This is a genomic window from Paenibacillus ehimensis NBRC 15659, from assembly GCF_004000785.1.
Taxonomy (GTDB): domain Bacteria; phylum Bacillota; class Bacilli; order Paenibacillales; family NBRC-103111; genus Paenibacillus_G; species Paenibacillus_G ehimensis.
Map to the genome: position 1 here is coordinate 14,939 of NZ_BILX01000043.1, position 11,711 is coordinate 26,649.

Annotated in this window: 7 protein-coding genes; all 7 read left to right on the forward strand. The window is 55.5% G+C overall.

Annotated elements, in window-relative coordinates; translation table 11 throughout:
* The first annotated feature begins 40 nt into the window (after positions 1–40).
* The gene (locus PEH01S_RS21835) at positions 41–604 is read left to right on the forward strand and encodes an RNA polymerase sigma factor (RefSeq protein WP_127487995.1); all 564 of its coding nucleotides are present in this window, start codon (positions 41–43) and stop codon (positions 602–604) included.
* A 347-nt stretch (positions 605–951) separates the two neighbouring features.
* Entirely contained in the window at positions 952–2,847 is a 1,896-nt protein-coding gene (locus PEH01S_RS21840) for a PrkA family serine protein kinase (protein WP_025849136.1), read from the forward strand.
* A 176-nt stretch (positions 2,848–3,023) separates the two neighbouring features.
* Positions 3,024–3,701 (forward strand): response regulator transcription factor, encoded by a 678-nt coding sequence (locus PEH01S_RS21845; protein WP_025849137.1) that lies wholly within the window; start codon positions 3,024–3,026, stop codon positions 3,699–3,701.
* Positions 3,698–5,083 carry a HAMP domain-containing sensor histidine kinase gene (locus PEH01S_RS21850; protein WP_025849138.1) on the forward strand — a complete coding sequence of 462 codons (1,386 nt, stop codon included), beginning with the start codon at positions 3,698–3,700 and terminating at the stop codon, positions 5,081–5,083. Before PEH01S_RS21845 ends, PEH01S_RS21850 begins: the two co-directional genes overlap by 4 nt.
* A gap of 124 nt (positions 5,084–5,207) precedes the next feature.
* Positions 5,208–8,318 (forward strand): efflux RND transporter permease subunit, encoded by a 3,111-nt coding sequence (locus PEH01S_RS21855; protein WP_127487997.1) that lies wholly within the window; start codon positions 5,208–5,210, stop codon positions 8,316–8,318.
* Positions 8,319–8,339: 21 nt separating this feature from the next.
* Positions 8,340–9,656 carry an efflux RND transporter periplasmic adaptor subunit gene (locus tag PEH01S_RS21860; RefSeq protein ID WP_127487999.1) on the forward strand — a complete coding sequence of 439 codons (1,317 nt, stop codon included), beginning with the start codon at positions 8,340–8,342 and terminating at the stop codon, positions 9,654–9,656.
* Positions 9,657–9,683: 27 nt separating this feature from the next.
* Positions 9,684–11,645 carry a hypothetical protein gene (locus PEH01S_RS21865; protein WP_127488002.1) on the forward strand — a complete coding sequence of 654 codons (1,962 nt, stop codon included), beginning with the start codon at positions 9,684–9,686 and terminating at the stop codon, positions 11,643–11,645.
* Positions 11,646–11,711 lie beyond the last annotated feature (66 nt).

The window sequence follows — 11,711 nt, forward strand, 5'->3', positions numbered from 1 at the left end:
CTCCGGAAGCGCTCGTTTGTCGGAGGAGGCTTGGATAGAGATGCCGCAAAAATTAGAGCAAACCTGCAATTGCCGTAACTTGGAAAATCGCCCGTCCTCCAAGGATGAGGTTCTTTTTAGATCATGGATGGAGCAGCACCGCCGCGAGGTATGGACTTATGCCTATGGATTAACCCGCAAGCACGATGTGGCTGACGATATTACCCAGGATGTATTTTTGAAGGCTTACCGCCGAATCGCTTCGTTTCGGGGGGACGGCTCCGTCCGGGCATGGCTGCTCACGATCACCCGCAATACCGTGTTCGATTATCGGAGAAGCTCCTATTTTCGCAAAGTCACGCTCGCGGACAGGATCGAGACGGAGAAGACCCATACATCCGCGGAAGAGGAGTATTTGAAGCGGGAGGACAGCCGTGAAATGTTCGGGATGATTCTTGAGATGCCTTTGGCGTTTCGGGACGTGCTGCTGCTTAAGGCAAAATACGAACTGAAGCCCGGCGAAATCGCCTCCTATTTAAAGCTCCCGCTGACGACGGTAAAAACAAGACTGCACCGGGCGCGGAAAGAAGCCGTGCGGCGCCTCCAAGTCGAGGGGCGCCCGTAACGGTTCCCCGGCTCCCTCTTTCCGCCTACCGGTCCCGCTCCGCCGCGTTTAAAAATTCCTTCCGTTTCGTCCTTCCTTTCGTTTTCCGTGTGGACAGGCCTGCGCGCTTCTTTCCGATTTTGCCAGAAATTTTCGGTCAACTTCCCTTTGCTTTCTGCATAGGTATTTATTACACTTCAAATCCGAAGAAGAAGCCGGGGCCGAAGCCCGGAAGCGGCGGCTTTCGGCGTTACGCATCGTTTCGAAGCGCGTATCCTTTCGAAGCCGGTTTTGCTTAGCGCAAAACCCATAAGCGAATCCTTACGAAGCCAGTTTTGCTAAAGCAAAACTCGTAGGAGGTAAAGATCATGAATATATTCAAGAAAATCGCCGACTATCGCACGGAAACCGAAAGGCTGGCCTGGACCGGAACCTTCGCCGAGTACATCGAGATGCTCCGCCGGCAACCTCATTTGGCTATGACGGCGCATGCACGGGTGTACGAAATGATTGCCTCCCATGGCATCCTGGAGGAAAACGGGCGTCGAAAGTATAACTTTTTCGAAAAAGAGATTTTCGGGCTCGATTCGGCGATTGAGAAGCTGGTGGAAGAATATTTCCATTCGGCGGCGCGTCGCTTGGACGTCCGCAAGCGGATCTTGCTTTTGATGGGGCCGGTCAGCGGCGGGAAGTCGACCATTGTCACCATGCTCAAGCGCGGACTTGAGCAGTTCTCCCGCACGGATCAAGGCGCTGTATATGCGATCAAAGGCTGCCCGATGCACGAGGAGCCTTTGCACTTAATTCCGCATGAGCTGAGAGGCGAGGTTGAGCAGGAATTCGGCGTGAAAATCGAGGGCAATCTGTGCCCCTCCTGCCAAATCCGGCTCCGGGACGAGTACGGGGGACGCATCGAGGAAGTGCTGGTGGAACGGGTGCTGCTGTCCGAAGATAACCGTGTGGGCATCGGGACGTTCAGTCCGTCCGATCCGAAATCGCAGGATATCGCCGACCTGACAGGGAGCATCGATTTCTCCACGATTACCGAGTACGGCTCGGAATCCGATCCGCGGGCTTATCGTTTTGATGGAGAGTTGAACAAGGCCAACCGGGGCTTGATGGAGTTTCAGGAAATGCTGAAATGCGACGAGAAGTTTCTGTGGAACCTGCTCTCCCTCACGCAGGAAGGCAACTTTAAAGCCGGCCGGTTCGCTTTGATTTCGGCAGACGAGCTTATTATCGCGCATACGAACGAATCCGAATATAAATCGTTTATTGCCAATAAAAAGAACGAGGCGCTCCAATCGCGGATGATCGTCATGCCGATTCCTTACAATTTGAAGGTGTCGGACGAAGAGAAAATTTACGCCAAGCTGATTAAGCAAAGCGACATGAAGCACGTGCACATCGCACCTCACGCGCTGAGGGCCGCGGCGATTTTCTCGATTCTGACCCGCTTGAAGGAATCCAAGAAGCAGGGAATGGATCTCGTCAAAAAAATGCGCATGTACGACGGCGAAGAGGTCGAAGGGTATAAGGAAACGGATTTGAAGGAGATGCAGAGCGAATATTTGGAGGAGGGCATGAGCGGGATTGATCCCCGCTATGTCATCAACCGGATTTCCAGCGCGCTTATCCGGCAAGGTCTCGAATTTATCAATGCGCTGGATGTGCTGCGGGCGCTCAAGGACGGTTTGGACCAGCACCCTTCCATCACCAAGGAGGAGCGGGAGCGGTACTTGAACTTCATCTCCATCGCGCGCAAGGAGTACGACGAGCTGGCCAAGAAAGAGGTGCAGAAAGCGTTCGTTTACTCGTTTGACGAGTCGGCGAAGACGCTGTTCAACAACTACCTCGACAATATCGAGGCGTACTGCAACTGGACCAAAATTAAAGACCCGCTTACCGGCGAAGAGATGGACCCGGACGAGAGACTGATGCGTTCGATCGAAGAGCAGATCGGCATTTCGGAGAATGCGAAGAAAGCGTTCCGCGAGGAGATATTGATCCGGATGTCCTCGTATTCGCGAAAAGGGAAGCGGTTCGACTACAGCAGTCACGAGCGGCTGCGCGAAGCGATCGAGAAAAAGCTGTTCGCCGATCTGAAGGACATCGTTAAAATCACGACGTCCACCAAAACGCCGGACGAAAACCAATTAAAGCGGATCAACGAGGTCATCAAGCGTCTTGTCGAAGAACACGGTTATACGACCGCTTCAGCCAATGAGCTGCTGCGTTATGTCGGGAGCTTGCTGAACCGGTAAATTTTTATAAACTCATAGGATCGTCCTCATCCGCCTTGTGCAGCCGGAGGGGACGGTCTTTTTTTCTCTCCAAAGCCGTTTGTTTAGATTAGGTTTGCTTGAAATACGGCCTGCGGGTCCATTATCATGTAGGTACTGTGATTTACCGGATTTTTCGGTTTTTGGGGGGACTGTCGATGATTACCGTATTGATCGTGGATGACGACCGGCATATCCGGGAGCTGATCCGAGTTAGTCTGCGCGAGGAGGGGTACCGTCTGCTGGAGGCGGAGAACGGGCAGGACGCCTGGAAGCTGCTGCAGGAGAACCGGGTGGAGCTGGTCATCCTCGACATTATGATGCCGTTTATGGACGGCTGGGAGCTGAGCCGTCATATTCGGATGCAGCAAGCGGACCTGCCGCTTCTAATGGTCACCGCCAAGGGCGAGACGGGAGACAAGGTCAAGGGCTTCGAGCTGGGAACCGACGATTATTTGGTCAAGCCGTTCGATCCGCTGGAGCTGGTCGTGCGGGTGAAGGCGCTGCTGAAGCGATACCGGATCCATGCGTCAGATACCGTGCAATTCGGCCGGATCGAGCTGAACAAGAAAAGCTATGAGGTTCTGAAGGGCGACGAGAAGCTGACGCTGCCGCTCAAGGAATTCGAGCTGCTTTACAAGCTGGCGAGTCACCCGAACCAAATTTTCACGAGGAACCAGTTGATCGAACAAATTTGGGGGCACGATTACGAGGGGGACGACCGTACCGTGGACGTTCATATCAAGCGGCTGAGAGAGCGGTTTGCAGACGAGACGGACAGCTTTACGATCCGCACCATTCGGGGGCTTGGGTACAAGCTTGAGGTGAACGGATGATCAAGACGCTCTACACGCGGATGGTGCTCGTTTATTTGGCGGCGGTCATCTTCGGATTGGTCGTCGCCTTTTTAATTATGGGCCTTATTTTCTCGGAGAAGCTGAACGCGCAGCTTCGGGATGACATGAGGCTGGTGGCGCAAGATTTGATCGATACCTATAAAGCGACGGATAATGTCGATTTCGATTTGTATATGATTAACCGCAAGCTTGCCAAGCCTTTCTTCATCAGGGTATACGACGAGGCAGGCAACGAAGCGTTATACGGATATACCGATGTCGAAAAGAGAAGAATCATCACTCCGCAGGAAATCGCTCAGGTGCTGCGCGGGGAAGAGCTTTGGAACGAGTCGAGCATGGATGTCAGCGTACTGGGTTACCCGGTGAAGATCCGCGGCCATTCGTATGCCATGTTTTTGCAGCCGGCCTCGAACAAGTCCGACCGGCTTCTGGAAAGCTATTTGAACATCTCGCTTATCAACGCTTTGATTATCGGCAGCGTGTTCATCCTGGTCGCCGGCCGTTACTTGGTCAAACCGATCAAGCGCATGACCAAAGCGGCCAGACGGATGGCGAAGGGCGATTTCAATATCGGCTTCGATTGGAAGTTCCGCAAGGACGAATTGGGCGAGCTTGCCCAAAGCTTCACCGAGATGGCTGGAGAGCTTAAGCAGATGGAGCGGATGCGGCAGGATTTCGTGTCCAACGTCTCGCACGAAATTCAGTCTCCGCTTACGTCGATCGCCGGATTTTCCAAGCTGCTGCGGGAGAAGGCGATGTCGGAGGAGGAGCGCCGCCAATATTTGGGGATCATTCAGACGGAGGCGGAACGCTTGTCCCGTCTCAGCGAGAACTTGCTCAAGCTCGCTTCCCTCGAGTCGGAGCATCATCCCTTTCGCCCGACGACGTACGCGCTGGACGAGCAGCTTCGCAGCGTCATCGTAGCGACGGAGCCAATATGGTCGGCCAAAAAGCTGGAGCTCGATTTGAGGCTGCCTGCGGCGAAAATTTATGCCGATGCGGATCAGCTCAGCCAAGTGTGGATGAATCTGATCGCCAACAGCTTGAAGTTCACGCCGGAGGGCGGCATGGTGCGGGTGCGGCTGCTTCCGGGCACCGACCGGATTCAGGTCCGGATCGGCGATACGGGCATCGGCATCTCCGAGGAGGATCAGGCCCGCATTTTTGAACGGTTTTATAAGGCGGACCGCGCCAGAAACCGGGAGAAGAGCGGGAGCGGGCTGGGACTTGCGATCGCGAAAAAGATCGTCGATCTGCATCACGGCACGATCGAGGTGCGCAGCAAGCCCGGGCAGGGGACCGTGTTTACAGTGACGCTGCCCAGCTTCTCGGGTAAACGCGGCGCCCCGGACAGGAAATAACCGGCGTGAAGGATCAATCCAATTCGGATTGATCTTTTTTTGTCCGGTTCACGCTCCGTTCATATTCGCAAGGTAAAGTATTTTCCAGATTCGGATGGACATTTATAAAGGAGCGAGGAGTGGAATGAACGGACTGATTAAATTTTCCATGAAAAATGTCGCGGCAGTGATCATCATCGTCGCCATGCTGTTTGGCGGAGGGATGTACTCGGCTACGAAGCTGAAGAAGGAGAACTACCCTAACATCTCGTTCCCCGCGGTCTTCATCAGCACCACCTACCCGGGATCGCCCAAAGATGTGATGGACAACGTGACGAAGCCGATCGAAGATAAGCTGGCGAACATACCGGATCTTGACCAGCTGATTTCGACCTCTAACGACAACAATTCATTTGTCCAGGTGATGTTCAAACATGGAGTGGACCTGGACAAGAAAAAGCGGGAAGTCGAAAACTTGATCCAGGAAGTCAATTTGCCTTCTACGGCACAAAGGCCGAAGGCCATGACGTTCGGGTTTTCGTCGATGCCGGCCTATTATCTGGTTGTTTCGGCGAACGAAGGCGTAAGTCAAACCGAGCTCGACAAGCTGTATAAGGACAAGATCAAGCCGGCATTCGAAGGCATTAAAGGCATTGACCATATCACCGCCATCGGCAACCGGGAAACGACGATGGACATCCAGCTGAATGCCGACGCGCTGAGCACCTTCGGCATGACGCCCTCACAGGTGACCGCTTCGATCGAATCCGCGCTGTCCAAAGGCCCGATCGGTTCCGTCGAGCTGAGCGGCAACGATAAGATGGCCCGCGTATCCGGCGATTTGGACAGCCTGTATGCTCTGGAGCAGCTGGAGCTGACCGCAAGCTCGGGCGGAACGGTCCTCTTGTCTCAAGTGGCCCAAGTTTCCGCCGTGACGGAGTCCAAATTCATGGCCAGACTCGACGGAAAACCAGCGCTTGGCATTCATTTGTTTAAAACAAGCGAAGCGAACGCCATAGAGTTCTCGGATGCCGCCGACAAGCTGATGAACGATTGGAAGACGACGATGCCGAATGTCACCTTCCGCTCGATCTTTAACACGGCCGACGAGGTAAAGGAATCGATCAGCGGCATGCTGCGGGAAGGCGTGATGGGGGCGATACTTGCTTCGCTCATGATTCTCATCTTCCTGCGCAACGTCCGGATGACGCTCGTGGTTCTCGTCTCGATTCCGCTCTCCATGCTGATTACGCTCATGCTGCTGCATTATTTAAACATCACGCTTAACATGATGACGCTAGGCGGCATGTTCATCGCTGTCGGACGGGTCGTGGACGATGCGATCGTCGTTATCGAGAATATCTATACGTCGCTGGAAAAAGCGCAGGAGCGCAACGAATCGGTCATCCTGATGGCAACCAAGCAGGTCGCGATGGCCATTACGTCCTCGACGATTGCAACCGTCGCCGTGTTCGCTCCGATCGGCATGGTCAGCGGAATTGTCGGCGAATTCTTCCGACCGTTCGCCATTACCATTGCCGTGGCCTTGATGGCTTCGTTATTGGTAGCGGTGACCGTCATTCCGATGCTCGCAAAGCTGCTGGTGCTGCGGAGCAAACGTTTCAAAGCGCACGACGAAACGAAGGTCGGCCGGTTTACCTCGATGTATGAATCGATTCTGGAGTGGTCTTTGACGCACCGGATCAAGTCGCTGCTCATATCGGGTATCCTGTTTATCCTTTCGATCGTCATTGCCGTGCCTAACTTGGCAATCGCCTTTTTTCCTGACGGTGCCCAGCCGCGCAACATGTACTTTACCGTGAAGCTGCCCTACGAGACCTCCTATGCGGCGACCGATCTCAAATCCAAGGAATTGGAAGCGATGCTGATGGAGAGCAAGGATTCGAACGGCGACCCCGTGTTCCGCTATGTGGAGGCGCTCGTCGGGTATAACGGCGGAGACGGAGTGAATAACGACCGGGTGCCATACGCGTTCCAGCTCTTTGTGGAAACGAACGAGAACGTGAAGCCCGATCAAGTGAGGGATCAGTTCAAGAACGCGATTTTGGCCGAGCTGCCGAAAGGCTCCGAAGTTCTCCCCTCTTCCCTTGGCGGAGGAGGTCCGTCCACGACTGAATTTGGATACACCTTGTACGGAGACAATCAGAAGGACCTGATTGCCGCTGCAGGAATCGTCAAGAAGAAGCTTGCGGAGTTCCCGGAGCTGTACGAAGTGAAGGACGCGTTAAGTGACGCCAAAACCGTCGTCGATATCGTCGTGGACCCGAAAAAGGCGCGTACGTATGGCTTGGATGTCAGTACGATCCGCGAAACGGCGCGGGGCTGGGTGCAGAAGCAGCAGCTCGGCGACATCAAGCTGGACGACGTAACGTACAAGACGACCGTTTCACTTGCTAAAAAGGATAAGGATACGCTTGAGAAGCTTGGCCGGCTCCCGCTTTCGACGAAGACCGGAACCGTTTATTTGAATGAAGTGGCCAAAATCCGCGAGGTGGAGGCCCCGGCGAGCATTTCCCGGAAATCCCAGAAGCAAGAGGTTTCCATCACAGCGAAAATTAATAGCCCGAACAAAAACGGCGTCAGTCTCCAGGTAAACGAAGCTCTGAAGACCCTTGAGCTCCCGGAGGGGGTAACACGCGAGCTCGGAGGGGTCAACAAGGACACGGATGAAAGCTTCGGCCAATTGTATTTGGCGATGGCTGTCGCAGTATTTATCGTGTATCTGGTCATGGTGCTGGCCTTCGGCAACGCCTCGGCTCCGTTCGCTATTCTGTTCTCGCTGCCGCTTGCGGCTATCGGCGGTCTGCTGGCATTGCTCATAACAGGGGAATCGCTTAATGTCACATCGATGATCGGCTTTATGATGCTGATCGGGATCGTCGTAACGAACGCCATCGTGCTGCTTGAACGGGTGCAGCAGCTCCGGGAGGAAGGGTACACGGTGCGCCACGCGCTGATGGAAGCGGGCAAGGTCCGCTTGCGTCCGATTATTATGACTGCTGCGGCTACGATCATGGCGCTGCTGCCGCTTGCGCTGGGATTTGCGCATGGCACCTTGATTTCCAAAGGGCTTGCGGTCGTCGTTATCGGCGGCTTGACGACTTCGACCATTCTCACGCTGGTCGTAGTCCCGATCGTTTATGAAATGATAGAGAACTGGAAAAACCGGATTTCCGGATGGTTTAACCGAAAAAAACCAGGCGACGGTTCGAAGCCGGCGACGATCGAGATGTAACGAAGGAGGAGGCACGGAAAGATGAAAAAGGTTAGTAAAGACATGGCGATGAAGAAAGCCCTCACGCTTCGGGTTCTCGCCGTACTGGCAGCGGCCGCCCTGCTTGCGGCCGGATGCTCGGCTCCGGGCGCCAAGGGAGAAGCTACGGTTGACCTCAAGCTGGATAACCGCCCCGTAAAGACGGAGGCGGTTGCCAAACGCAAAATCAGCGATCCGCGCGAGCAAGTGGCGGAAGTGGTGGGGATGTCCGCCATGGACGTCATCCCGAAGGCGAGCGGCCAGATTACTCAAGTTCTGAAAAAACGCGGGGACGTCGTGCAGGCGGGCGAGGTGCTGTTTCGGATTGACAATCGCGAGGCCGAGTCCACCTTGAAGAAAAGTCAGATCAAGCTGAAAAGCTCGGAGCAGACGCTTGCGAAGTCGGTGGAGGACAACGCCAACTCCCGCCGCAATCTGCAGGACGAGATTACGAAGGCGGAACAGAAGGCGAGCGAAGCGGAGAAAGACTACAACAAAATGCGCAACGACTTTGACGCGGGCCAAGCGACGCAGCGACAGGTGGAACAGGCCGAGCAGGCGCTGAACAACGCCCGGATGGATGTGCAGGCGCAGCGCAACAAGCTGGCGGCCTTGGACAAATCGAACTCGCTGGCGGAGCAGCAGACGGAGGTAGAGTCCTCACGGATAAGCTTGGAGGAGGCTCAGCGGTCGCTTGAGAATTATGACGTCAAAGCGCCTGTCAGCGGCGTGCTGACGGACTTTACAGTAGAGCTTGGCGGGACCGTCTCGCCAAACGGCAAGGTAGGCCAGGTTCAGCAGATCGATCCGATCAAGCTGAAGGTGGAGCTGTCGGAGCCGTCGTATGAGCTGGTCAAAAACAAGCAGGAGCTTGCATACTACAGCCCGGATAACCCGGCCGATAAAGGCATGGCCAAAATTACGTTCCTATCCAACGTCATGAGCGCGGCGACCAAATCGTATTCTCTGGAGCTGGAAGTTCAGAATGCGGATCAGAAGCTGAAGCCGGGAACCCGGGCCGTGGTTCAGCTCACCACCGAGGCGGAGGAGCAGGTTGCAGCCGTTCCGACGCTGAGTATCGTCCGTGAAGAGTCGAATTCGTTCGTCTTCGTCCTTCAAGGGGATACGGTCCAGAAGCGTAAAATCAAGCTGGGACGTATCAGCGACGCTTATCAGGAGGTGCTGGAGGGCGTCAAGGAAGGCGAACAAATCGTAACGAGCGGGCAGCACCAGCTGAAGGACGGCCAGAAGGTGGAGGTGGCCAAACCGGCCCCTCAAGGCCAACCCTCTCCGGCGGCTCAAGAGCCGGCTAAAAAATAAGATCGACTGGATAAGGAGGAATCATCCATGAAACAACCTTGGAAAACAGCGCTAACTTTCGTAATTATCGGGACGACACTCCTTCCGGCAAATCTGCCGGCGCTGGCGGCCGAAGCGCCACAAGCGACAGCGGCCGCCCCAAGCAACTTCGGTTTAACGGATTCGATCCGCGCCGCGGTAAAAAGTCTGGCGGTAGAGACGACCGCCGGCGGCACACGGATAGGCGCGTCCGTTCGCTTGTATAACGGCGGAACGCAGAAAACCCGGATTCCCGATCATCAGCTGCACGTCCGTACGACGGACGGGATCCGATATACGCTGAAGCCGAGCACTGCCAACAAGCCGGCGCTCGAGCCGGGCGAAATCGGCGAGCTGGTTTATATGACCGTCATCGAGGGCACGCCGACAATTAAACTGTCGGAGCTGTCCTTCGTCAATGTGGATGAATACGTATATCCGAAAAAGGAAACGAATCTGCTGACGATTCCACTAGGCGCCAAGCAAGTATGGTATGCTTCGGCGGCAGGGACGGATAAAGCCGCGGAGCCGAAAGGGTGGGGAGAAGCGTTTACGATCCCGGGGTTGAATTCCAGCCTGCGGTATACCCCTGCGGCAATCAAGGTACAATATCCGACAGGCGGCGCTTCTGCGGGATCGTCCGGCGCTGCTTCCACGGGAGCGGCGGCCGGCGGCGGGGCCGGCGAAACTTCCGGCAGCACAGCCACGCCAGGAGCGGGAGGGGCTTCGGCAGCTCCCGACGGTGCGGCAGCTGCGCCTGGCGGATCGTCCGGCGCACCCGCCGGGGCTGCGACAGCTGCACCGAATGCGGCTGGAGCGGCAACAGGAACTGGAGCAGCGGCAGCAACGGGGCCGGTGGCGCTCGTCACCTTGTTGGTAGAAAACCCGGGCCTCGGACGGGAAACGGTACCCGAATTCCGCATCGACGGACAATCGGATCATAAAACGTATACCGGCGCCCGCACGGAGCTTGGCACCGTAACGGTCGATGTCGGCGAGAAAAAATATATTCATTTTGCCGTACCGGTCGAAAACAACGTGACGCTGACCTCCTTATTCGTGACGACGACCGAAACGTTCGTATCGGGGGGAGGACAGGGCGCACCGGCTACGGCAACGGGGTTTGACGTCGGCCGGGTGCAGATTGCGGTTCCGAGCGGCGCGCAGACGGATACGGCTCCTGCGATTTCTTACCGGACCGGCAACCCCATCGTCTTCGATCCGTTGAATAAGATGATCGATGCCAACACGGAAGTAGCCCTGATGGAAATGCATCTTCATGAAAGCGACAACGGCTTTCATTCGGTCGTGGCCAAATTCCGGATCACGAACAAGAGCGATAAGCCGGTGCCAGTGCCTGCCTTCCAGACCGAGATCGTCGGAGGAGACGGAGCCGCTTATGCGGGCGCACGGCAATCCGGGGTTACGGCTGCACTTAACCCGAACATGAGCTATGTCGTGAATTATTCGTTCAACGTGCCGAAGACGGAGGACGGCAAGCAGCTGACGATCAAGCTATTGGATACGCAGTCCGCGGCTCCTTATACGAGCACGATCGCTTCGCTGCAGACGGCTGCAAGCAGAGAGACGGCGGGGGATACGTTCGCCATGTATCCGTTTGATCTGAAAATCGTCGATTGGACATTGTCCGCTACAACCGCTCCTGGGTTGACCAGCCTGTCCTACGGCTACAAGCTGTCGTTTACACTGGATGTGAAGCAGACCGACAACGTCGTGGTCGACCAGAACTTCTCCAGACTTTACATGGAGCTGGTGGATTCGCAAGGACGCATGCTCGGTACGGCTGAAGGCCCGTTTACCGGCCCGAACAAATTGATTACAGGCAAGCAGATTTTAACGTTTACCGCGAAAACCGAGCAGCTCGAAAATCCGTTTACCATCCGGGTCTACGAAGCGTTCGATACGCCAAGCGGTCTGGCCAAACGATACATCACTACGCTCAAGCAATAAGAAGCGGCGCCGCAAATGCAAACAGCCTTTCGAATCCCGCCGGACTCGAAAGGCTGTTTTCTTATA

Coding starts and splice junctions, on each gene's coding strand:
- PEH01S_RS21835 (WP_127487995.1), top strand. CDS start 41: ATGCCGCAAAAATTAGAGCAAACCTGCAATTGCCGTAACTTGGAAAAT.
- PEH01S_RS21840 (WP_025849136.1), top strand. CDS start 952: ATGAATATATTCAAGAAAATCGCCGACTATCGCACGGAAACCGAAAGG.
- PEH01S_RS21845 (WP_025849137.1), top strand. CDS start 3,024: ATGATTACCGTATTGATCGTGGATGACGACCGGCATATCCGGGAGCTG.
- PEH01S_RS21850 (WP_025849138.1), top strand. CDS start 3,698: ATGATCAAGACGCTCTACACGCGGATGGTGCTCGTTTATTTGGCGGCG.
- PEH01S_RS21855 (WP_127487997.1), top strand. CDS start 5,208: ATGAACGGACTGATTAAATTTTCCATGAAAAATGTCGCGGCAGTGATC.
- PEH01S_RS21860 (WP_127487999.1), top strand. CDS start 8,340: ATGAAAAAGGTTAGTAAAGACATGGCGATGAAGAAAGCCCTCACGCTT.
- PEH01S_RS21865 (WP_127488002.1), top strand. CDS start 9,684: ATGAAACAACCTTGGAAAACAGCGCTAACTTTCGTAATTATCGGGACG.